At 60.3% G+C, this 24445-nt stretch carries 16 protein-coding genes; 12 read left to right on the forward strand and 4 right to left on the reverse strand.

What is annotated here, in order from left to right; genetic code table 11:
* Positions 1-12 precede the first annotated feature (12 nt).
* From treZ to PMI27_RS21585, 9 genes are all read left to right on the forward strand, one after another.
* Complete coding sequence (gene treZ, locus PMI27_RS21625; RefSeq protein ID WP_008154341.1) at positions 13-1812, forward strand: malto-oligosyltrehalose trehalohydrolase; 1800 nt, start codon at positions 13-15, stop codon at positions 1810-1812.
* A complete protein-coding gene (gene malQ, locus PMI27_RS21620) occupies positions 1809-3887 on the forward strand; it encodes a 4-alpha-glucanotransferase (protein WP_008154343.1) in 2079 nt (692 codons plus the stop codon). The genes treZ and malQ overlap by 4 nt, the downstream gene beginning before the upstream one ends.
* Positions 3884-6670 (forward strand): malto-oligosyltrehalose synthase, encoded by a 2787-nt coding sequence (locus PMI27_RS21615; protein ID WP_008154346.1) that lies wholly within the window; start codon positions 3884-3886, stop codon positions 6668-6670. The genes malQ and PMI27_RS21615 overlap by 4 nt, the downstream gene beginning before the upstream one ends.
* 21 nt (positions 6671-6691) lie before the next feature.
* Entirely contained in the window at positions 6692-7009 is a 318-nt protein-coding gene (locus PMI27_RS21610; RefSeq protein WP_008154348.1) for a DUF2934 domain-containing protein, read from the forward strand.
* A 114-nt stretch (positions 7010-7123) separates the two neighbouring features.
* A complete protein-coding gene (gene glgX / locus PMI27_RS21605) occupies positions 7124-9283 on the forward strand; it encodes a glycogen debranching protein GlgX (RefSeq protein ID WP_008154349.1) in 2160 nt (719 codons plus the stop codon).
* A 190-nt stretch (positions 9284-9473) separates the two neighbouring features.
* Positions 9474-10232 carry a PIG-L deacetylase family protein gene (locus PMI27_RS21600; protein WP_008154351.1) on the forward strand — a complete coding sequence of 253 codons (759 nt, stop codon included), beginning with the start codon at positions 9474-9476 and terminating at the stop codon, positions 10230-10232.
* Between the two features lie 168 nt (positions 10233-10400).
* Positions 10401-11201 (forward strand): endonuclease/exonuclease/phosphatase family protein, encoded by an 801-nt coding sequence (locus tag PMI27_RS21595; RefSeq protein WP_008154352.1) that lies wholly within the window; start codon positions 10401-10403, stop codon positions 11199-11201.
* 397 nt (positions 11202-11598) lie between these two features.
* Positions 11599-11967 (forward strand): DUF6124 family protein, encoded by a 369-nt coding sequence (locus PMI27_RS21590; RefSeq protein WP_024164544.1) that lies wholly within the window; start codon positions 11599-11601, stop codon positions 11965-11967.
* A gap of 489 nt (positions 11968-12456) precedes the next feature.
* Entirely contained in the window at positions 12457-13530 is a 1074-nt protein-coding gene (locus tag PMI27_RS21585) for an autotransporter domain-containing protein (protein WP_033053107.1), read from the forward strand.
* 134 nt (positions 13531-13664) lie between these two features.
* On the opposite strand, the gene glgB is transcribed toward PMI27_RS21585, so the two are convergent.
* The 3 genes from glgB to PMI27_RS21570 all read right to left on the reverse strand — a co-directional run bounded on the left by glgB (position 13665) and on the right by PMI27_RS21570 (position 21438).
* Positions 13665-15896: a 1,4-alpha-glucan branching protein GlgB gene (gene glgB / locus PMI27_RS21580; RefSeq protein ID WP_008145527.1), complete on the reverse strand. Its 2232-nt coding sequence runs from the start codon at positions 15894-15896 to the stop codon at positions 13665-13667.
* 2 nt (positions 15897-15898) lie between these two features.
* On the reverse strand, positions 15899-19240 hold the full coding sequence (gene treS, locus PMI27_RS21575) for a maltose alpha-D-glucosyltransferase (protein ID WP_024164545.1): 3342 nt from the start codon (positions 19238-19240) through the stop codon (positions 15899-15901).
* Positions 19241-19440: 200 nt separating this feature from the next.
* Complete coding sequence (locus tag PMI27_RS21570) at positions 19441-21438, reverse strand: alpha-1,4-glucan--maltose-1-phosphate maltosyltransferase (RefSeq protein ID WP_008150891.1); 1998 nt, start codon at positions 21436-21438, stop codon at positions 19441-19443.
* 230 nt (positions 21439-21668) lie between these two features.
* Here PMI27_RS21570 and PMI27_RS31855 point away from each other — a divergent pair, with 230 nt between their 5' ends.
* On the forward strand, positions 21669-21836 hold the full coding sequence (locus PMI27_RS31855; protein ID WP_008150889.1) for a hypothetical protein: 168 nt from the start codon (positions 21669-21671) through the stop codon (positions 21834-21836).
* A gap of 8 nt (positions 21837-21844) precedes the next feature.
* Here PMI27_RS31855 and PMI27_RS21565 read toward each other — a convergent pair whose 3' ends face one another.
* Positions 21845-22351, reverse strand: coding sequence for an MgtC/SapB family protein (locus PMI27_RS21565; RefSeq protein WP_008150887.1), 507 nt, complete (start codon positions 22349-22351; stop codon positions 21845-21847).
* 121 nt (positions 22352-22472) lie between these two features.
* On the opposite strand from PMI27_RS21565, the gene PMI27_RS21560 reads away from it, so the two are divergent.
* Both PMI27_RS21560 and ccoG read left to right on the forward strand, forming a co-directional pair.
* Positions 22473-22706, forward strand: coding sequence for a DUF3203 family protein (locus PMI27_RS21560; protein ID WP_008150884.1), 234 nt, complete (start codon positions 22473-22475; stop codon positions 22704-22706).
* 195 nt (positions 22707-22901) lie between these two features.
* Complete coding sequence (gene ccoG, locus PMI27_RS21555) at positions 22902-24332, forward strand: cytochrome c oxidase accessory protein CcoG (RefSeq protein ID WP_008150882.1); 1431 nt, start codon at positions 22902-22904, stop codon at positions 24330-24332.
* Positions 24333-24445 lie beyond the last annotated feature (113 nt).

The following is a 24445-nucleotide window of genomic DNA, read 5'->3' on the forward strand; positions in this document are numbered from 1 at the left end:
AGGTTTTCAAAGATGCCGTTACGGACCCTTGAGACCTGGCCCCACGGCGCAATCATGCTGGACGCAGAACACACGCGTTTTGCCTTGTGGGCGCCAGATGCGTTTTACGTCAGTGTCGAACTGGAAGATGGACAGTCCTTGCCACTCCTGCCCCAGGCAGATGGCTGGTTCGTGATCAATACCCGCTGCCCCGCTGGCACACGTTACCGCTACAACATCGACGGCGAGCTGGAGGTGCCCGACCCGGCCTCCCGCGCGCAGGCCGGTGATATCGACCGCCACAGCGTGGTGGTCGATCCACTTGCCTATCAATGGCAACACAGCGCCTGGCTCGGGCGGCCGTGGAATGAGGCGGTGATCTACGAATTGCACGTCGGTGCGCTCGGCGGCTTCAGCGAAGTCGAGCAGCACCTGGCACGCCTCGTGGAGCTGGGCATCAGCGCGATCGAACTGATGCCGCTGGCGCAGTTCCCCGGTGATCGCAATTGGGGCTACGACGGGGTTTTGCCCTACGCACCCCAAGCCTCCTACGGCACTCCCGAACAACTCAAACACCTGATCGACACCGCCCACGGTCATGGCCTGGCGGTGATTCTCGACGTGGTCTACAACCACTTCGGCCCGGACGGCAATTACCTGCATCGCTACGCCAAGGGCTTCTTCCGCGAGGACAAGCACACCCCGTGGGGTGCGGCGATCGACTTCCGGCGGCGCGAGGTGCGGGACTTCTTCATCGACAATGCGTTGATGTGGTTGCTGGAATACCGCTTCGATGGTTTGCGCCTGGACGCGGTGCACGCCATCGAAGACCCGGACTTTCTTCGGGAACTGGCGCAAAAGGTTCGCCAGCAAATCGATCCGGCCAGGCATGTGTGGCTGACCGTTGAAAACGAACACAACCAGGCCAGCCTGCTCGAAGAAGGCTTCGACGCGCAGTGGAACGATGACGGCCACAATGCTTTGCACGTGCTGCTGACCGGCGAAACCGACGCCTATTACGCCGACTACGCGCAAAACCCCACCGAGCAACTGGCACGCTGCCTGAGCCAGGGCTTTGTGTTTCAGGGTCACGTAACCCGTCACGGTACAACCCGTGGCGAACCCAGCGGTCACTTGCCGCCGAGTGCTTTCGTGTTGTTTCTGCAAAACCACGACCAGATCGGTAACCGCGCCTTGGGCGAACGATTACATCAATTGGCCAACCCCGATGCGCTCAAGGCCGCCACCGCATTACTGCTGTTGTCACCGATGATCCCGCTGATGTTCATGGGCGACGAGTTCGCCGCCGAGCAACCGTTCCTGTTCTTCACCAGCCATCACGGTGAACTCGCGGAGCTGGTCCGCGAGGGACGACGTAACGAGTTTGCAGCGTTCAGCGCGTTTGCTGATCCGCACAAGCGCGAGCAAATTCCCGATCCCAACGCGCGCCAGACCTTTGAGGCTTCACGCCCCGAGCTGAGATCAACCCGACAATCCGCCATGCACGACCTGTATCGCCAACTGTTGCAGATCCGCCATCAGCAGATCATTCCCCGCCTGCCCGGTGCGCAAGCACTGGGCGCCGAGGTGCTGGCCACAGGCGCGGTAACGGCGCGCTGGCGCCTAGGCGATGGCAGTCAGCTGCGCATTGACCTGAACCTCGGCGACACGCCTGTGGTCCACACCCCTCAGGCCGACGCTTCATTGTTGTTGTTCGAATACCCGCCACAGTCAGCCGGCCTGTTGGATCAGGGCACGCTTGCCCCGTATTGCGCGCTAGTCAGCCTCATGGCCGCAGCCCCTTTGCTACCCCCGGATGGAGAGCGCCAATGAGCGATGCGCAACTGGAAATACTGGCCAGCCGAGCAGGCCTGGCAGTCGACTGGATCGACGCCAACGGCCGCCCACAGAAAGTCGCTTCATCGGTGTTGCGTAACGTCCTCATCGGACTCGGCCACCCGGCCGGCAGCGCTCAGGAAATCGACGCCAGCCTGCAGGAACTGCAGCAAGTGCAACAGACCCGGCACCTGCCGCCGCTGCTGACCGCAGACTTCGGTGTCGGCCTCAGCCTGGCGCATTACTTTGAGCCCGAAACACCGTGCGAGATCCACCTTGAAGATGGCTCGCGACTCAACCTGAAACTGGATGCCGAGGCGATACTGCCTGGCCTGATCCCGGTCGGTTATCAACACGTCAGCATCGACGGACAGGAATTTACGCTGGCCGTGGCACCGACGCGCTGCTACAGCGTCGGCGATGCCGTCGAAAGCCCGATCCCGCGCGCCTGGGGCCTGAGCGTGCAGCTGTATTCGCTGCGTCGTCCGGGTGATGGCGGTTTCGGCGATACCCAGGCACTCGAAGACCTGGCCCGGGTGGCCGGCGAGCGCGGTGCCGAGGCGTTGGCGATCAGTCCGCTGCATGCGATGTTCGGCAGCGATACCCAGCGTTACAGCCCGTATTCGCCTTCCAGCCGTTTGTTTCTCAACAGCCTGTACGCCGCACCGGGCGCCATCCTCGGTGATCGGGCATTGCGCACCGCGATTGATGCAACCGGCCTGGCGGCAGAGCTCAAACACCTTGAAGCTTCGCCGTTGATTGATTGGCCGGTGGCGGCCGAAGCCAAACATCGTCTGTTGCAGGCGTTGTACGAAGGCTTTGTCCAGGGCGAACACCCGTTGCATGCCGACTTCAGCAGCTTCCGCCACGCCGCTGGCGAAGCCCTGGAAAACCACTGCCGCTTTGAAGCCATTCAAGAAGCCCGCGCCGCCAAAGGTGAAAGTCTGGACTGGCGGCATTGGCCCGAGCAATGGCAAAACCCGCGCAGCGCGGCCCTGGCCGAATTCGCCGAAGAGAACGCCGGGCGCATCGGCTTCTTCGCCTTCTGCCAATGGCTGATCACACGCTGCCTGGAACGCGCACAAACCGCCGCCCGCAGCGCCGGCATGAGCGTTGGCCTGATCGCCGATCTGGCGGTGGGTGCCGATGGCGGTGGCAGTCAGGCCTGGAGTCGTCAGGACGAATTGCTCGCCTCGCTGACCGTGGGTGCACCACCGGACATTCTCAACCGCACCGGTCAGGGCTGGGGGATTTCCGCGTTCTCGCCCGAAGGTCTGGTGCGCAATGGCTTTCGTGCCTTCATCGAAATGCTCCGCGCCAATTTTGCCCACGCCGGTGGCCTGCGCATCGATCACGTCATGGGCCTGCAACGGCTGTGGGTGATCCCCAATGGCGCGTCACCCGCCGACGGCGCCTACCTCTATTACCCGGTGGACGACCTGCTGCGCTTGCTGACCCTCGAGTCCCATCGGCATCAGGCCATTGTCCTCGGTGAAGACCTCGGCACCGTGGCTGACGGTCTGCGAGAAAAGCTCATCGCCCGCTCGATCCTCGGCATGCGCGTGCTGCTGTTCGAACAGGACAACGCGCACTTCAAACCGATTCTCGACTGGCCGGACAACGCACTGGCGACCACCAGCACCCATGACCTGCCGACGCTCAATGGCTGGTGGCATGGCCGCGATATCGACTGGAACGCCCGACTGGGCCTGGTCAACGCCCCGGGTGAAATCGAATGGCGCCACCACCGCGAACGCGAGCGTGAAGGCCTGCGCCGGGTGTTGAGCGAGGACCCGCAGAACTTTCGCGAAGAGTCCCATGAAACCGATCAGGTGCTCGATGCCGCGATACGTTTCCTCGGTCATACCCGTGCGCCGCTGGTGTTGCTGCCGCTGGAAGATGCCCTGGGCATCGAGCAGCAGGCCAACTTGCCCGGCACCACCGACACGCACCCCAACTGGTCCCGACGCCTGCCCGGCGACAGTGAAGCCTTGCTCGATGACCCGGACGCCGCCCGACGCCTGGAACTGCTTGCCTGTGCGCGGCTTCAGGCGGCCGAGCGTGACCAATGAAGCAAACGCTTATCCAACCGTTGCGGGCGACCCTACGGTTGCAGTTTCATAAAGACTTCACGCTGGACGATGCGGTGCCGCTGGTGCCGTACTTCGCCAGCCTCGGCATCAGCCACGTCTATGCGTCACCGCTGCTGAGCGCCCGTGCCGGTTCCATGCATGGCTACGACGTCGTGGACCCGACCACGGTCAACCCGGAGCTGGGCGGCGAAGCGGCGCTGCGGCGTTTGGTCAGCGCATTGCGCGAGCTGAACATGGGGCTGATCCTCGACATCGTCTCCAACCACATGGCCGTCGGCGGTGGCGATAATCCCTGGTGGCAGGATTTGCTGGAATGGGGACGCCTGAGCCCTTACGGCGAATTCTTCGATATCCAGTGGCATTCGCCCGACCCGTTGATGGAAGGCCAGTTGTTGCTGCCCTTCCTCGGCAGCGACTACGGCATCGCCTTGCAGGACGGCACCCTGCCCCTGCGCTTCGATGCGCAAAAGGGCGCGTTTTATGTCGAGCACTATGAGCATCACTTCCCTATCTGCCCGACGAATTACGGCGAACTGCTCAGGACCGATGACCCACTGAGCGCTGAATCGCTCAAGTCGCTGGCAGACCGTTTCAGCACCTTGAGCTACCAAACCGACGCCCACAGCCTGGCGATGCCGCTGAAAACAGAGTTGCGTGAACTGGCCAGCGATCCGGCGATTCTGCAGGCCATCGAGCAAAACCTCAGCGCTTACGACTCGCTCACCGCCGAAGGTTTCCAGCGCCTGCACCTGTTGCTTGAACGCCAAAGCTATCGCCTGGCCAGTTGGCGCACGGCGGCAGATGACATCAACTGGCGGCGTTTTTTCGATATCAATGAATTGGGCGGCCTGCGGGTCGAACGCCCCGCCGTGTTCGAAGCCACCCACGCGAAAATCTTCGAGCTGGTGGCCGAAGGCCTGGTTGACGGTCTGCGCATCGACCACATCGACGGTCTCGCCGATCCGCGGGGCTACTGCCGAAAATTGCGGCGGCGGGTCGACAGCCTGTCGCCGGACCGGCACCTGCCGATCTACGTCGAGAAGATCCTCGGCGAAGGTGAAACCCTGCACCGTGACTGGTCGGTGGATGGCACCACGGGTTACGAGTTCATGAATCAACTGTCGCTGCTGCAACACGCACCCGAAGGCGCCGACACGTTGGCCGAACTGTGGAATCGTTACAGCGAACGGCCCGCCGATTTCCGTCAGGAAGCGCAACTGGCCCGTCAGCAGATCCTCAACGGCTCCCTCGCCGGAGACTTCGAAAGCGTCGCCCAGGCCCTGTTGCAAGTGGCCCGGGATGACCTGATGACCCGCGACCTGACCCTCGGTGCGATTCGTCGGGCGTTGCAGGAACTGATCGTGCATTTCCCGGTGTACCGCACCTACATCAGCCCCCGTGGGCGTTCGGCCGAAGACGATGTGTTTTTCCAGCAAGCCATGGACGGTGCAAGGCAAACCCTCGGCGAGGCCGACTGGCCGGTGCTCGATTGCCTGGCCCGCTGGCTGGGGGGTGAATCATGGCGCAAACGCCCGTTGGGCCGGCCGCGCAAGATGCTCAAACATGCCTGTGTGCGTTTTCAGCAACTGACGTCGCCGGCGGCGGCGAAGGCCGTGGAAGACACCGCGTTCTATCGCTCGGCGACGTTGCTGTCGCGCAATGACGTGGGCTTCAGCACCGAACAGTTCAGCGCGCCGGTGACCGATTTCCATGCGGCTTGCGTCAACCGTCTCGACGAGTTCCCCGATAATTTGCTGGCCACCGCGACCCACGACCACAAACGCGGCGAAGACACCCGCGCGCGCCTGGCGGTGCTGAGCGAGCGCAGTGCCTGGTACGCCGAACAAGTGCCGGTCTGGCAGGCCCTCGCCCGCCCCCTGCGCGACGACGACCAAATGCCGACGGCGGGCGATGAGTTGATCCTCTATCAAGCGATCCTCGGCAGCTGGCCACTCGATTTGCACAGTGACGATCAAGCAGCGCTGGAGAACTACACTCATCGTGTGTGGCAGTGGCAACAGAAAGCCTTGCGCGAAGCCAAGTTGCAAAGCAGCTGGAGCGCGCCGAACGAGGCTTACGAACACGCGGTTCACCAATTCCTGCAACGTCTGCTTCTGAGCCCCGAAGGTGAACTGCTACGCGCTGCCCTCGGCAAAGCAGCCAAGAGCATCGCCGTCCCCGGCGCACTCAACGGATTGGCGCAAACCTTGCTGCGCATGACCGTGCCGGGGGTACCGGACCTCTATCAGGGCAACGAGTACTGGGACTTCTCGCTGGTCGATCCTGACAACCGCCGGCCGGTGGATTACGCCAGCCGTCAGCAGTCGATGCAGACGCCATTGGCACTGCCCGAACTGTTGGTGGACTGGCGGGACGGGCGCATTAAACAAGCGCTGATCGCTCAAGTGTTGAACCTGCGGCTCGAGCACACCGAGCTGTTTCGGCGAGGGACGTATCAAGCCCTTGAAGTCGTCGGCAGCCAGGCTCACAGGGTGCTCGCATTTGCGCGCTCGCTGGAAGGAAAACGCGCCATCGTGATCGTGCCGATACGCTGCGCCGAACTGCTGAAAAACAGTGCCGAACCCCTGATTGACGCGCCGCTGTGGGGCGATACACGGGTCAAATTACCGTTCACCGCCCCTGATGAAAATTTGAAGGGACTTTTTTCAAGCACAACAGTCACACACCAAAGGGAGCTGAACATCAGCGACGGGCTGGGGGATTTCCCGGTCAATCTATTTATCCAAACTACCCACACTTGAGTTCAGTTCAGGAGCATTTCGATGAGCACAAACGATAAACGCATCCGCGAATTCGCCTATCAGATCTGGGAATCGGAAGGAAAACCCGAGGGTCAGGACGCTCGCCACTGGGAGATGGCCCGCAAACTGGCTGAAGCCGAAGCCCTGGCACCGAGCAAATCGCCAAAAGCCGCTGCCAGCAAAGGCGACGGCACCAAGGCCCCTGCCAGCAAAGCCAATGGCAAGGCAGCGGTGGCAAAAACCAAAGCCAAGCCCGCCGCTGCCTCCAAGGTCATTCCGCCGGGCGAAAAAGCCAGCGAGAAAAAGCCTCGAGCAGCGCGTAAGCCGCCCGCTGTCTGACGCCTTTCACCTTTGTCCTGATTGACCTCGTGGCGAGCCTTCTCGCCACCGAGGGCTCGCTCGCCCTCAAAAAAAACCAGAGCCAAGAATTGTCCCCCCTTTGCAGGAGCACCTATGACCAGTCCGAAGAAAGCCGCGCCAGAACCTCAAGCCGAGGCCTCGCGAATCCGTGAAGGCTTGCCCTTCCCGCTGGGCGCGACCTGGGATGGCCTGGGGGTCAACTTCGCCTTGTTTTCCGCCAATGCCACCAAGGTCGAGCTGTGCATCTTCGATGATGCCGGCGAGGTCGAACTGGAACGCATCGAACTGCCGGAATACACCGACGAGATCTATCACGGCTACCTGCCCGACGCGCATCCGGGGATGATCTACGGCTACCGTGTCTACGGCCCGTACGACCCGGCAAACGGTCATCGCTTCAACCCCAACAAACTGCTGATCGACCCCTACGCCAAACAACTGGTCGGCCAGTTGAAATGGTCCGAAGCGTTGTTCGGCTACACCATCGGCCACCCCGACGCCGACCTCAGTTTCGATGAGCGCGACAGCGCGCCGTTCGTGCCCAAGTGCAAGGTGATCGACCCCGCCCATACCTGGGGTCACGACCATCGGGTCAGCGTGCCGTGGGACAAGACCATCATTTATGAAACTCACGTGCGCGGTTTCAGCATGCGTCACCCCTCCGTCCCCGATAACGTGCGCGGCACCTTCGCCGGGTTGATGGTCGATGACGTGCTGGAACACATCCGCAAGCTCGGCGTGTCGACGGTGGAATTGCTGCCGATTCATGCCTTCGTCAACGACCAGCATCTGTTGCACAAAGGCATGACCAATTACTGGGGCTACAACAGCATCGCGTTCTTCGCCCCCGACCCGCGTTACCTGGCCAGCGGCAAGATCGCCGAGTTCAAGGAGATGGTCGCGCACCTGCACGAAGCCAATCTTGAAGTGATCCTCGACGTGGTCTACAACCACACCGCCGAGGGCAACGAACAAGGCCCGACCCTGTCCATGCGCGGCATCGACAACGCCTCTTACTACCGCTTGATGCCCGATGACAAGCGTTTCTACATCAACGATTCCGGCACCGGCAACACCCTGGACCTGAGTCACCCGTGCGTGCTGCAAATGGTCACCGACTCCCTGCGCTACTGGGCCTCGGAAATGCACGTGGACGGTTTCCGCTTCGACTTGGCGACCATTCTCGGGCGCTACCACGATGGCTTCGACGAACGTCACAGCTTCCTTGTGGCCTGCCGTCAGGACCCGGTGCTGCGTCAGGTGAAGATGATTGCAGAAGCCTGGGATTGCGGCCCCGGTGGCTATCAGGTCGGTAACTTTCCGCCCGGTTGGGTCGAGTGGAATGACAAATTCCGCGACACCGTGCGTGCATTCTGGAAAGGCGACGACGGCCAACTGGCGGACTTCGCCAGTCGCATGACCGCTTCCGGCGAGATGTTCAATCAGCGTGGCCGACGGCCGTATGCCTCGGTGAACTTCGTCACCGCCCACGACGGCTTCACCTTGAACGACCTGGTGTCGTACAACGACAAACACAACGAAGCCAACGACGAGAACAATCAGGACGGCAGCAACAACAACCTGTCCTGGAACCACGGCGTCGAAGGACCGACCGACGATCCCGAGATCAATGAGCTGCGTCAGCGCCAAATGCGTAATTTCTTTGCCACGCTGCTGCTGTCCCAAGGCACACCGATGTTGGTGGCCGGCGACGAATTCGCCCGCACCCAGGAAGGCAACAACAACGCCTATTGCCAGGACAGCGAGATCGGTTGGGTCAATTGGGACCTGAGCGAAGACGGCAAGGCCCTGCTCAAGTTCGTCAAACGCCTGATCAAGTTGCGCCTGGCCTACCCGATCCTGCGTCGCGGCCGGTTCCTGGTGGGCAATTACAACGAGGACATCGGCGTCAAGGACGTCACCTGGCTCGCGCCGGATGGCAGTGAAATGTCCACCGAACAATGGGAGGAAGGCCATGGCCGCTGCCTCGGCATGCTGATGGATGGCCGCGCCCAGGAAACCGGTATCCGCCGCAAAGGTGCTGACGCCACCCTGTTGTTGGTGGTCAACGCGCACCACGACATCGTCAATTTCCTGCTTCCGGAAGTGCCTGACGGCGGTTTCTGGACCTGCATGATCGACACCAATCAGCCGTCGATTCGGGGTCAGGAACGCTTCGAGTTCGGGCGCGAATATTCGGTCACTGGCCGTTCGCTGCTGCTGTTCGAATTGCAGCGTGAGGAAGATGAGTGAAATAGACTTTCAGGGATTTCAGGCGGTATCCGCAGCGTTGCGGTGCCGGGACGGGGTGCGGCCCGGATGAAAAAACATACTGAATGGAACATCGAGGCGACGAATAGCGTGACATGAGCAATACTCTGCTCGCAGCAATCCAGGGTTTGGAGCGCTGCACATTGCTATCAACGAGAACAAGGATGTAGCCATGAAATCGGTTTCCATCAGTGAAAGCAGCCTACCCGTACAAATCTGGAACAGCGCCCCGCAACTGGACAACATTCCTGTCATCAGCACTCAGACCCTGGTCCCCCCCGGCGCACGCGCTGTAGTGATTGCCCCACACCCTGGCGATGAAGTCGTGACCTGCGGCGGCCTGCTGCAGTTGCTCAGCGCCTTGGGACATCCGCTCCAGTTAATCTCGATGACCGACGGCAGCGCCAGCCATCCGGGCTCGCAACAGTGGTCGGAGAAACGCTTGAGCGTGTTCCGCCCCCAGGAAAGCCTCGAAGCCTTGCGCCGGCTCGGGCTGCCGATGCACAGCCTCAAATGGATTCGCGGTGGCTTCACCGACAACGCGCTGGCTGAACGGGAATTGCAGATGACTCAGTTCATTGCCCGTTATTTACGCCCCGGGGATGTGGTGTTCAGCACCTGGCGCGAGGATGGCATTGTCGACCATGACGCCGTTGGCCGGGCCAGCGTCAAGGCCGCGGCCATGGTCGGGGCGGCGTTCAACGAAATACCGGTCTGGGCCTGGCACTGGCCAACGCGTGATCGAGGGCTCATCCCGTGGCATCGCGCGCGCAAGGTTCGCCTGGACACCTGGACCGTCGCGCGCAAAAGCCACGCCACCCACGCCTACGCCAGCCAGCTCGACGGCGAGCCGGCCATCGGCCTCGCCCCGCTGCTGCCCCCGGTGCTTCTGGAACGGATACGGTTGCCTTATGAAATTGTCTTCGTCTGAAGATCAAAAGATCGCAGCCTTCGGCAGCTCCTACATTTGCGCGTACACCTGTAGGAGCTGCCGGAGGCTGCGATCTTTTGCTTTACAAATATCTACCGCAAATCGCACTGAACTGCCCGCCGCTGTATCAGTCGCATACATAACCCGTCCTGATTCAGAGGAGTGAACGTGACCAGTGATTCCAAGTGGCAGGCCGTCGAATCATCTCCATTGAACACGCCGCCGGCGATTCATCGATTGAGAGTGCTGACGGTCAATACCCACAAGGGTTTTACCGCACTCAACCGACGTTTCATTCTCCCGGAACTGCGTGAAGCGGTACGCAGTACGTCGGCGGACCTGGTGTTTCTGCAGGAAGTCGTCGGTGAACACGACCGCCATTCCACTCGCTACAACGATTGGCCGCAGACCTCACAATACGAGTTCCTGGCCGACAGCATGTGGAGCGACTTCGCCTACGGCCGTAACGCGGTCTACCCCAACGGTCACCACGGCAATGCCCTGTTATCGAAATACCCGATCCGCGAACACCGCAACCTCGACGTCTCAATCACCGGCCCCGAACGCCGCGGCCTGCTGCATTGCGTACTGGATGTGCCGGGGCACACTGAAGTGCATGCGATTTGCGTGCACTTGAGTCTGTTGGAAAGCCATCGCCAACTACAGCTCCAGCTTCTGTGCCAACTGCTCGAATCGTTACCCGACGATGCACCGGTGATCATCGCCGGCGACTTCAACGACTGGCAGCTGCAAGGCAATACCGCCCTGTCCCGTCGCGATTACCTGCATGAAGCCTTCGAGCGCCACCTCGGTCGCCCGGCGAAAACCTATCCGGCGCGCTTTCCACTGCTGCGTCTGGATCGGATTTATCTGCGCAATGCCAGCAGTCATGAGCCGCGAATACTGGGGCACAAGCCCTGGACGCATTTGTCGGATCACTTGCCGTTGGCGGTGGAAGTGCATCTTTGAAACGCTCATTAGCTTCGTAGACTACTGTGCCGGCCGCTTTCATGCGTTTAGCGAACGCGTTTAAAGACACTCGGTGTTACGTCCTAACGGCTACAACACCTTGCGTCGTTACCTACGCGTGCGCCAGAATCCGCCGGCTTGTGCGCTTTGACCCCGGCCTCTATCGTTTACCTGCCACTGCTCATCAGTGGTCGGGTTTAGTCGCTCGGTGGTTATCGGTAAGGTGCATAAGCGCCATTCAGTCAGGTCGTTCTATGCCTGTGCTTGATGGTGGTTGTGCGCAGGGCGCCCTTGGGCGCGCCGGGCTTGCTGATTCCACCGGTCGACTAACCTGCGTACAGCCGCCACCCTCTTTTAGTCGAGAGCGGTAGCGGCCTCAACTCTGGAAATCAGATCTATGTTCAAAGTAACGCCGAATCCCCCGCACACGGGTCCAGTACCCTACGACGCCTTCATTGATCTTGACCCCAAGAAAATGAGAGAGGCGGCCGACCGCGCACTCAGCTTTTACCTCAACCCCGGGGCGTCGAAAACGCAGATACCGCCCTACAAGCCCAGCACCATTTTCACCATCGACGCAGCGGTGGATGACGAAACGTTGCTCGTCGAGGCCTGCGAATCGTTGGCATCAGCCAGCGCCATGGTCAACGATCTCGCCGACATAACGGACGGCCCGCGACGGCAAACGATGCTGGTGCTGCAACGGATGATCATGTTGGGTGAGTTAGCGGTCAATCGAGTACTGGATAACCACAAGCCTGGGTAGTCGCCAGGCGTGTAGCGAGGGCGCCTGCGTCCTCGCTGTTTAGCAGCATTCAAAGGTCGGACGACCACTGGAACCTTATATGGCGGAGTCGATTACACCCGCAATATCGACAGCAATCAGCTGCGCGCAACGGCTGCAAATATCGGTGTCAGAGTGAGTGGGTAGACCGGTAGCCCACTATCAAAAACGCTCTGGGACGCGGAATTTTTGACGATTTTCCGAACAAACAAGAACTTAGATGTGCGTCGAAAATCAGTCACTTGCGAGTCACAAAATACACATACCATTTATCGGCCATTTTCTTGACGCAATGTCAAGGGTCTTCTTAGCTACACGTTACTACCCCCGGAAATACACCAGGGGCAAACCACAAGACACCCGCAAAATCGGGCGGCCAGCGGCTTGCCCCACTACATTCGGTCGCCCCTCATTCGGGTAGGAGAGAGACGCCAGAGCGAGATACCGCATGCGATAGCAAGGCAGACCTCCATGAAAACTTCATTCACCCAACAAGAGATCAAAGTTACTTTTTGCACTGTCTCGAGCTCACTCCTACTGTGCTCGTCCATGGAAGTACTGGCAGGGCCGGCAGAGAATGACACCACGCCTTGGTACCGTCAGGATGTTCCGGTCATGACCTTACCCGCCGTCACTTTCACCGCCCCCTACTCCGGCCGCTTCAGCCCCGCCTCCGATACACGAAGTTCACACCTGACCATCGAGGACGCTACGCCTTCGGCCTGGGATCAGATGTATGGACTGGCTTCGCGGCAGGCGCAAACCGATGTTCTGGCTCAGGGGTTTGCTGTCCCTGGCAGTAGCGAATTCAAAGGCCCGGCGATCCTGACGCTGCAAAGCGATAGCGGTCATACCCAGCGGGTCGGGCTGGTCGGCGGTATGACTCAGTTACAAGGCAACAGCAACGGGCTGCTGACCGGTCGCGCCCTTGCTGACCCCAGCCACGACACCCTCAACCTCGAAGGCCAGAGCCTCGGCGCTTACTGGAGTTTGACCGGGCCCCAAGGCTGGCACGTGGACTTGACGGCCAGCGGCGGTCGGGTCAACGGCTATACCCGCAATGACCAGGGCGCCCGACTGCCGACCGAGGGCAACGCGGTGACGCTGTCGGTGGAAGGTGGTTTCCCCATTGGTCTGAGCGATAACTGGGTAGTTGAACCCCAGGCGCAATTAATCAATCAACGCATTACCCTGGACACCCCGTATGCCGGCTCAGGCAATGCCTCGTCCGGCGATCTGACGTCCTGGAGCGGCCGGGTCGGTGCACGGTTGAAAGGTAATTACGACATCAACGGGCTGGGAGTCGAACCCTATGTGCGAACCAACTTGTGGCATACGGTGTACACCAGCGATACCGTGAACCTCGATCAGGTCGAGAAGATCAGCAGCAGCCGCTACTCATCGACCGTCGAAGTGGGTTTGGGCCTGGTGGCCAGAGTGACGCCCGCCGTGAGTCTTTACGTCAGCGCCGACTACAGCAGTGATGTGGATGGCAATGATTTGAACGGGTTTATTGGGAGTTTGGGTGTGCGGATGCGGTGGTGAGCGTTTCAGTTCAAGAAATTGATTGTTCGGGCTGACGCCATCGCGAGCAGGCTCGCTCCCACATTGGATTGATGTCGTACACAAAACCAATGTGGGAGTGAGCCCGCTCGCGATGGGAGCGACTCGGTTTTAGATCAACCCTCCGGACGCAGCATCAACACCGCCAGCGGCGGCAGGTTCAATACCAACGAGAGTGCCTGGCCATGGCTCGGCTCGTCCTCGGTAAACGCCCCGCCGCTGTTGCCATAGTTCGAACCGGCGTAAGTGGCCGCATCGCTATTGATCACCTCGGTCCAACGCCCCACAAACGGTACGCCGATGCGATAACCCTCACGCGGCACCGGGGTGAAGTTAGCCACCACCAACACCGGCCGCCCCTCCCTGCTCCAGCGCATGAAGGCGTAAACACTGTTGATTGCATCATCACCAATCAACCACTGGAAGCCTTGCGGCGCATCGTCCTGATCGTGCAGCGCCGGTTCTTCGCGATACAGCCGATTAAGATCGCCGACGAGTTTCTGCACACCTTTGTGTTCCGAGTACTGCAGCAAGTACCAGTCGAGTTGCTGATCGTGGTTCCACTCACGCCACTGACCAAACTCGCAGCCCATGAACAATAGCTTCTTGCCCGGATGTGCCCACATGAAACTGAGGTAGGCGCGCAGGTTGGCGAATTTCTGCCAGCGATCGCCCGGCATCTTGTCGATCAGCGAGTGCTTGCCGTGTACCACCTCGTCGTGGGAAATCGGCAGGATAAAACGCTCGGACCAGGCATACACCAGGCCAAAACTCAGTTCGTTGTGGTGATGAGCGCGGTACACCGGGTCTTGCTGGATGTAGTGCAGCGAATCGTGCATCCAGCCCATGTTCCATTTGTAGTCGAAGCCCAGTCCGCCCTGTTGCGTGCCCTGGCTGACACCCGGCCACGCGGTGGATTCTTCGGCGATCACCAGCGCGCCGGGGGCTTCGAGGTCGACCACGTCATTGAGATGGCGCAGGAAGTCGATGGCTTCGAGGTTTTCTCGACCGCCGTGACGGTTTGGCACCCATTCGCCGGCCTTGCGCGAGTAATCGCGATACAGCATCGAAGCCACGGCATCGACCCGCAGACCGTCGACGTGGAAATGTTTGAGCCAGTGCAGCGCCGAGGCCAGCATGTAGCCGTGCACTTCGGTGCGACCCAGGTTGTAGATCAGCGTGTCCCAGTCCTGATGGAAGCCTTCCTGCGGGTTGCCGTACTCGTACAGCGCGGTGCCGTCGAATTGCGCCAGACCGTGAATATCGGTCGGGAAATGGGCCGGCACCCAATCGAGGATCACGCCAATATCGGCCTGGTGGCAGGCATTGACGAACGCGGCGAAGTCATCCGGCGACCCGTAGCGGGCGCTTGGGGCGAATTGCGACAGCAGCTGATAGCCCCAGGAGCCGCCGAACGGGTGCTCCATGATCGGCATCAGCTCGATGTGGGTAAAACCCAGTTCCTTCACGTAAGGAATCAGCCGCTCGGCCAACTCATGCCAGGTGTACAGGCGCGCAACTTCGCCCAAATCATCCAGCTCACATTGCCAGGACCCTGCATGCAATTCGTAGATCGACAGCGGCGCACTCACCCGATGACGGTCGCCCCGCGATTGCATCCACTCCTGATCCTGCCAATCGATGTTCAGCGGCGAAGCGACTTTTGACGCGGTGTCCGGCGGCAGCGAGGTGGCCAGCGCCATCGGGTCGGCCTTGAGTGGCAGAATGCCGTGGCTACCGAGGATTTCGTATTTGTACGTTTCCCCCGCTTGCATGCGCGGGACGAAAATTTCCCATACGCCGGTAGGATGGCGCAGGCGCATCGGGTGCCGGCGACCGTCCCAGTTGTTGAAGTCACCCACCACCGACACCCTCTTGGCGTTCGGTGCCCACACGGCGAAACGCACGCCATCGACACCGTCGACCGTTTTCAGCTGTGCGCCCAGGCAAGCGCTGAGGTCGCGGTGATTGCCTTCGGCGAACAAGTACAAGTCCATCTCGCCGAGCAACGGGCCAAAGCTGTAAGTGTCTTCGGAAACCTGTTCGCCGCCGGCCCACCGGGTTCGCAGCAGATACGGCTGCGCCCGATCGAAGTGCCCGACGAACAGGCCCGGCGTCTGGGTGGCCTCAAGGTTGCCGAGCTCTTCCCCGGAGTCCTTGGCCAGTACCTGCACGCTCAAGGCGTCCGGCAAATAGGCCCGAATGAATTGCCCGCCGGCACCATCGCCGTGGGGGCCAAGAATTGCAAAGGGGTCGTGATGTTCGGCGCGTACCAGTGCGTCGATGTCCCGCGATCTGGGCAGCAACGCTTCTTTAGCGTGCCCCTGTTCCTTGTTCGAGAAACTCATGACTACTCTCCACCAAGATCGGAAAAGGGTTTAAGCCCACTCAATAATCCATACAAACCGTGCAACGGCACGGGCAACCATGTGGGGCGATTTTCTGCCTCATAGGCCACTTCATACGCTGCCTTCTCCAGGCCGAACAACGCCAATGCGGCGTCCTCGCCTTCCGGATCTTGCCATGCATGAGCAAGACTAGCTGCCGCTAGCCGATAAGCGTCGACAAATGCGTGTCTTGCTTCATTCAAATAGCGATCGGCGACACGTTGACGAGCGGCTTGGGCATCGGCCGTGTTGTCGACGTTGTGCACATTGATCGCCATCGCCGCAGCGTAGTCAAAGGAGCGCAATACGCCACTGACGTCTTTGTACGGGCTGTGTTTGCCCCGTCGTTCGTGCAGCGGCCGCGCCGGCTCGCCTTCGAAGTCGATCAGGTAGGCGTCGCCCTTGATCACCAGCACCTGCCCCAGGTGCAAGTCCCCGTGGACGCGAATGCGCAGACCCCCAACGGCTTTTTTGCCCAGCTCCTGAACATGGCTGAGGATGGCTTTTTTGTTGTCCAGTAAACGAGTGACCAAGGCTTTGTCTGCCGGGTTCAATTCGCTTTGATGCTGTTTGAGCAATTCCAGCGCGTGCTCCAGTTGCGCCGCCACGTCCTTGGCGCAGGCCAGGGCCTCTTTCTGGGTAGTGACTTTCGGGGCGAAGTCCGGGTTGTCGCTGGGCGCCGCCAGCACCTGATGCATTTCACCCAGACGCTGACCGAGCATGCCGGCGAAGTCTCTGAGTTCACCCAAGGCGTTGTAGTGTTGCTCCTGCTCGGACATGGCGTCGGCCAGCTCGTCGCGCAGCGCCCGTTCAAGGTTGTTCTGGGTCCATTCCCAGGCGTCGCCCTGATTGCTCAAGTAGCCTTGGGCAATCATCAGCAGACTTTCCTCACCCGCCGGATCACGGCGAACCACCGAACCCAGTAGCGGCGAGATATTGCGGAAACCGGCGTGAGTCAGGAACGCGCTCATTTCCAGTTCCGGGTGCACGCCGGACGCGACCTTGCGGATCAGTTTCAGCACCAGGCTGTTGCCGATCACCACCGAACTGTTGGACTGCTCGGCGGACAGGTAACGCACTTCCGATTCCCCGGTCAGGCCGAGTTTCGCCAGTTCCCACGTCGGCTCAAAGCAGATATCGCCCGCACTGGATGGCACTACGGTATTACTTTGCATGCCCTGCAATACCGCATGCACAAAGGTATCGAGGCTGAAGGCATCAGTGATCAAGCCAACCTGACGCACGCGCCGGACCCGAGACAAGGCCAGTTGCTGAGGCAACGCGGCACCCACCTGATCTTCAGAGATAAAACCGAACGGCAACTGATAGCGGCTGGTCTGGCCGCCACTGGTGACGTCGATTTCACTCAACAACACGGGGTGCAGCGGATCGCCGAAGCGCACGCCGTAGGCGATGTTGACCTGTTCGATGGCCGCGTCCTTGCCGGCAAACCAGCGGCGATTCTGTAGCCAGCTCGGCAAGATGCCCTGCTCCAGCGTGCCGCGGGACGGCGCTTCGAGCAGTTCTTCCATGCGTTTCTTCAGCACCAGCGTGGTGAAGTCCGGCAGGCTTTGCGCCGGTTCCACGTGCCAGCTTGGCATCTGGTTTTCTGCTGCCAGGCCGAACCAGTAGAAGCCGTAAGGCGCCAGGGTCAGAAGGAAATTCAACTGGCCGATCGGCGGGAAGGCGTTACCGCCAAGCATTTCCACCGGCACCATGCCGGCATAAGCGGATAAATCCAGCTCCGCCGCTTGCGCACTGCGCGATACGTTGGCCACGCACAGAATGATTTCGTACCTACCATCCGGTCCGGTGAATTCCCGGGTATAGGCCAGGATCCGTCGGTTACTCGGCGAGAGCATTTTCAGTGTGCCGCGACCGAAGGCCTTGGACTGCTTGCGCACGGCGAGCATGCGCCGGGTCCAGTTGAGCAACGAATGCGGGTCGCCGGCCTGGGTTTCAACGTTGACCGACAGGTAACCGTATTGCGGGTCCATGATCGGTGGCAGCACCAGGCTGGCCGGGTCAGCGCGGGAGAAACCGCCGTTACGGTCAATCGACCACTGCATGGGCGTGCGCACGCCGTCACGGTCGCCGAGGTAGATGTTGTCGCCCATGCCGATTTCATCGCCGTAATACAGGGTCGGCGTACCGGGCATCGACAGCAGCAAACTGTTAAGCAGTTCTACGCGACGACGGTCGCGCTCCATCAACGGCGCCAAGCGGCGGCGAATCCCAAGGTTGATCCGCGCCCGACGGTCGGCCGCGTAGTAATTCCACAGGTAATCGCGCTCCTTGTCGGTGACCATTTCCAGGGTCAGCTCATCGTGGTTGCGCAGGAAAATCGCCCACTGACAGTTGGCCGGGATCTCCGGGGTCTGACGCAGGATATCGGTGATCGGGAAACGGTCTTCCTGGGCCAGCGCCATGTACATGCGTGGCATCAGCGGGAAGTGGAACGCCATGTGGCATTCGTCGCCGTTCAGGCCTTTGGCGTCGGTGTCGCCGAAGTAAAGCTGCGTGTCTTCGGGCCATTGGTTGGCCTCGGCCAGCAGCATGCGGTCCGGGTAATTGGCGTCGATTTCGGCACGGATCTGCTTGAGGACGTCGTGGGTCTCGGGCAGGTTTTCGTTGTTGGTGCCGTCGCGTTCGATCAGGTACGGGATCGCGTCGAGGCGCAGACCGTCGATGCCCATGTCCAGCCAGTAGCGCATTACCGACAGCACGGCTTTCATGACTTGCGGGTTATCGAAATTCAGGTCTGGCTGGTGGGAATAGAAACGGTGCCAGAAGTACTGGCCGGCCACCGGGTCCCAGGTCCAGTTGGACTTTTCGGTGTCGAGAAAAATGATGCGGGTGCCGTCGTACTTTTGATCGTCATCCGACCAGACGTAGAAATCCCGCGCCGCCGAACCTTTCTTGGCCTTGCGCGCACGCTGAAACCAGGCGTGCTGGTCCGAGGTGTGGTTGATGACCAGTTCGGTAATCACTCGCAGGCCACGTTTGTGGGCTTCCGAGATGAAACGTTTCGCGTCGGCCATGGTGCCGTAGTCGGAATGCACGCCACGGTATTCGGCAATGTCGTAGCCGTCATCACGCCGTGGCGAGGGATAGAACGGCAACAGCCAGATAGTGTTGACGCCCAGATCGGCAATGTAATCGAGTTTGGCGATAAGACCGGGAAAGTCGCCGATCCCGTCATTGTTGGAGTCGAAAAAAGACTTAACGTGAACCTGGTAGATCACCGCATCCTTGTACCAGAGCGGGTCCTTGATGAAGGTGGCTGCCTTGGGTTTCTTCGCCATTTGAAACTCCTGTTGAATTCAGTGAAGCCTTTGAGCCGAACGCCTACGTGTGGTGAAGGGGGCTTTTGTGGCGAGGGGATTTATCCCCGTTCGGCTGCGAAGCAGTCGCATGCTTTTAATCTTGTTGATGCGGTGTCTGGGCGGATTGGGGGCCGCTTCGCGGCCCAACGGGGATAAATCCCCTCGCCACATAAGCAGGCTCAGGAAATGCTGATTCGCCAGATCCCGAACGGTTGATGTGCCGGGTCGATCCGCATGAATTGGTACTTGCCGTGCCAGGTCCAGCGATGACCGCTCATCAAGTCTTCGCCCTGGGTGCTGGCGTCGTCGGGCAAGCCCATTTCCCACAGCGGCAATTCGAAATTCGCTTCCTGGACGTTATGCGGATCAAGACTGACGGCCACCAGAATGAAATTGCTGCCATCCGCGCTGAGTTTGCCGAAATACAGAATGTTGTCGTTCCAGGCGTTGTAGACCTTCAAGCCCAGATGCGTCTGCAGCGCCGGGTTCTGCCGGCGGATGCGGTTGAGCTGGGCGATCTCGGCAATGATGTTGCCCGGCGCGTTGAAGTCCCGTGGGCGGATTTCGTACTTCTCGGAGTTGAGGTATTCCTCCTTGCCCGGCACCGGTGCCGCTTCGCACAGTTCAAAGCCTGAATACATTCCCCACAAACCAGAGCCCATGGTCGCCAGCGCCGCGCGGATCAGAAAACCGGCGCGCCCCGACTCATGCAAAAACGCCGGGTTGATGTCCGGTGTGTTGACGAAGAAGTTCGGCCGAAAGCATTCGCGCCACGGTGACTCGTTGAGTTCAGTGAAATAGGTGGCCAGCTCGGACTTGTTGTTGCGCCAGGTGAAGTAGGTGTAGCTCTGGGAGTAACCGACCTTGCCGAGCCGCGCCATCATTGCCGGGGTGGTAAAGGCTTCGGCCAGGAAGATCACTTCGGGGTACAGCGCCCGCACATCAGCGATCAGCCATTGCCAGAACGGCAGCGGTTTGGTGTGAGGGTTGTCGACGCGAAACAGCTTCACGCCCTCCTCGACCCAACCCACCACGATGTCGCGCAACTCGACCCACAGACTCGGGATCGCATCGGTGGCATAGAAATCGACGTTGACGATGTCCTGGTATTTCTTCGGCGGGTTCTCGGCGTATTTGATCGTGCCGTCGGGACGCCAGTTGAACCAGCCCGGGTGCTGCTGCAGCCACGGGTGATCCTGAGAACACTGAATCGCGAAGTCGAGGGCGATTTCCAGTCCATGGTCCGCGGCTGCTGCAACGAGCCGACGGAAGTCTTCACGGCTGCCCAGTTCGGCGTGTATGGCTTCATGCCCGCCCTCTTCGCTGCCAATGGCATACGGACTGCCCGGATCGTCCGGTCCGGCGGTCAGGGAATTGTTCGGGCCTTTGCGGTAGCTGCGGCCGATCGGGTGGATCGGCGGGAAGTACAGCACATCGAAGCCCATGTCCTGAATCATCGGCAGCCGCGAATGCACATCGTTGAAGGTGCCATGACGGGCCGGATCGTCAGTGATCGAACGCGGAAACAATTCATACCAACTGGCGAACTGCGCCAGGTCCCGTTCGACGTCGACCGGGTACTCAGGGCTGAGGCTCAAATAGGCACGATGATCGGCCTGCGTCATCAGCTCGGCGCTACGCTGGTGCAGAAACAGCTCGACCTGCTCGATTTCGAGCAGACCCGACAATTCATGGTGCAGCGCCGCCAGTTGCTCACTCAGCGGCCCTTCGGTGCGTTCGGCGGCTTGCTGGACCAGCGTACGCCCCTCCTGCAACTCCAGGCTGATCGGCACCCTGGCGGCGTGTTTTTTCTCCAGCTCATAACAGAAGCTGGCGAACTGATCGATCCAGGCTTCGATGCAAAACACATAACGGCCCTGGCGCGCGACCCGGAACTGGCCCTGCCAACCATTATTGCCCAGGTCGGCCATGACTTCGCTTTGCCAGGTTTCCTCTCCCTCGGCGTGCCAACGTACGCGCACGGCCAATTTGTCGTGACCGTCAGCGAACACTTTGCTGGTCACCACCACGTCCTGACCCATCACGGCCTTGACGGCGAACTGCCCGCCATCGAGGGTCGGCATGGTGTTTTCGATGGCGATGCGCGGTAGCAGTAAAGCCTGCGACAACGGCATATGAGGGTTGTAGTTCAGCTCTGTCGGTTTTTCAGCAGTCATCGAGCATCTCTCCTTTACGCCCCATGGACGCTCTTGTGTCTGTGGCTTGTAACAGGATAGCCATCCCGCAGGATCGTCCGCCCCGGAATGAACTCACTTAGGTTCCGAGCGACAGGCGCCGGTAAAAGTTCACGAGGATTTGCCCGGGCCTTCGAAGGAATCAATTCCTTTACGCCGTGGTCAACACACTTAAGCACGACTTACGCCATGTGCCACCGGAGGTTGAATTTATGAGCATTCCGATCCCTGCCGAAACGCCTGATCCAAACATCGACAGCCCGACCATTCCGCCGACCGAGCCTGAACCTGTGCCTGAGCAAGACCCGCCCGGCACTACTCCGCCACCTCGGGAAGACCCGCCAGCGACGATGCCGCCAGTGGTCGTCATACCGGAATGATCGCCAGTTCAGGGATTTTGATCCTTGTCCTTGTCGATCATCCGCACTACGGCGGGCATCACACTGAGAATCGCCAACGCCAGCAACGTGCTGAGCACCGCCGTCGCCTCTCGCCCCAACCCGGCCGAGACGCCAATGGCAGCGGTCATCCACAACCCGGCGGCGGTGGTCAGGCCTTTGACGTGCCCCTCGTCGCCCTCGTTGTTTTTCAGAATAGTCCCTGCGCCAAGAAAGCCGATCCCCGCGATCACACCCTGCACCACCCGGCTCATGGCATCGGCTTGCGAGCCGGACATTTGCGGCACCAGCACGAACAGCGCGGCGCCGAGGGCCACCAGCATGTGGGTGCGAACCCCGGCGGCCTTGCCCTTGTGCTCGCGTTCGAAGCCGAGAATTGCGCCCAACACCGCCGCCATCAACAAACGCACGGTAATGCGCGTCAGTTGTGAAGCGTCACCAACGTCGGCGAACTCCGCTTGCAGGGTCACCCAAACCTCATGCCACCAGGCGTTCATGGTGTTGTCCTTGTCAGGGGTCGTTTCAGGGTGGACCGCGTCGACCATTAATCGGTTGCACAGAACGATGATCCTCGGCTGCGCCCTAACGCTTTAGATCCCGCAGAAAAAGGGCACCTCCATGACTGTGCGCATCGAAAACCAGACCTGCTTCTTCATTACCGCGAACGGCGAAGAAATTCGTTTGTGTCCCGACGTCACCATCATCACCGACCCGGAAAAAGCCATGTCGGCAGTGGAGCTCGATGATCGGCGCTTCTACATTACCGAAGCAGAAGCCGACGCATTGACCGTAGCAGGCGCAGTCGACGGGCGTAGGCATTTGAAGGCCACCGACAGTGGTTCGGTGATTTGACTGACCCGGATCAATAACCCCCGCAGACGCTTGATATAGGTGTCTGCGTCCCGCTGTAGCGGGTGCATCAACTTGTCGCAGGCTGCGGATCAATGCCCATCTGATCCGCTTTTTATTGCAATAGGTGAGTCTGTTATGCAAACAGATCGCCGCTCATAGTGCTCAGGCCTGATGGAGGCTGATGAGCGAAAGACCATGAGCGATAGAATCCCCGTCCGAATTGTTGAAAGTGCCCCGTCCGTTCAAAGCTATGAGCCTTCGCGTCCAAAGATGAAGGCCAAGTCCAGCGACAACCTGATCCACACCCGCAGCTTCACCGGTTTATTCCGCACCCTGCGCATGAGCGGCGCGGGGTTTCTGTTTCTGCTGTTCTTCGGCACGGTGTGGTTGAACTGGGGCGGCCGCCAGGCGGTGCTCTGGGACCTTTCCGAAAGCAAATTCCACATCTTCGGTGCGACCTTCTGGCCGCAGGATTTCATCCTGCTGTCGGCGCTGCTGATCATTGCCGCGTTCGGCCTGTTTGCGATCACCGTGTTCGCCGGGCGAGTCTGGTGCGGTTACACCTGCCCACAGAGCTCCTGGACCTGGATCTTCATGTGGTGCGAGAAGCTCACCGAAGGCGAACGCAACCAGCGGATCAAGCTGCAAGCCGCGCCCTGGGGCCTGAACAAACTGGTCCGCCGCTCGGCCAAGCACACCTTGTGGCTGGCCATCAGCCTGTTGACCGGCCTGACCTTTGTCGGCTACTTCACCCCGATCCGGCCGCTGGCCGAAGAGCTGCTGACCTTGCAGATGGGCGGCGTCAGCCTGTTCTGGGTGCTGTTCTTTACCGGCGCGACTTACATCAACGCCGGTTGGCTGCGTGAAGCGGTGTGCATGCACATGTGTCCGTATGCGCGGTTCCAGAGCGTGATGTTCGACAAAGACACCCTGACCATCTCCTACGACGTCGCCCGTGGCGAAAACCGTGGCCCGCGCAAACGTGACGTGGCACCGGCAGAAGTCGGCCTCGGTGATTGCATCGACTGTCAGCTGTGCGTACAGGTCTGCCCGACCGGCATCGACATCCGCGACGGTTTGCAGATGGAATGCATCGGCTGCGCCGCGTGTATCGACGCCTGCGATTCGATCATGGACAAAATGGGCTACGCCCGCGGGCTGATCAGCTATACCTCCGAGCATCAATTGCAGGGTGGCAAGACTCATTTGTTGCGGCCGCGATTGATCGGCTACACCGCGGTCTTGCTGGTGATGATCGGTGCGCTTGCCTTGGCGCTGGTGGAGCGGCCGATGGTTTCGCTGGACGTGAGCAAGGACCGTGGCCTGTTCCGCGAGAACAGTCAGGGGCAGATCGAAAACATCTACAGCCTGAAAGTCATCAACAAGACCCAGCAACGTCAGGATTACCGTCTGACCCTGGTCGATGGCGACGGCTTCCAGTTGCAAGGCAAGACCGAACTGAGCCTGGCACCGGGCGAGATTGTGGATGTGCCGGTGTCGGTGGCGATGACCACGGAACGGCCGAGCAGCAGTTCGCAGACGATCAGCTTCAAGATTGCCGACAGTGATGAGCCTGAGATTTATAGCGTGGCGAAGAGCCGGTTTGTTGCGCCGATGAATCGTTGAGCCTTTAAGATGCAAAGCCAAAGATCGCAGCCTTCGGCAGCTCCTACAGGTGTACGCCAATCCATTGTAGGAGCTGCCGAAGGCTGCGATCTTGGCGACCTGACTGCCACCCA

This window comes from Pseudomonas sp. GM41(2012) (assembly GCF_000282315.2).
Lineage (GTDB): Bacteria > Pseudomonadota > Gammaproteobacteria > Pseudomonadales > Pseudomonadaceae > Aquipseudomonas.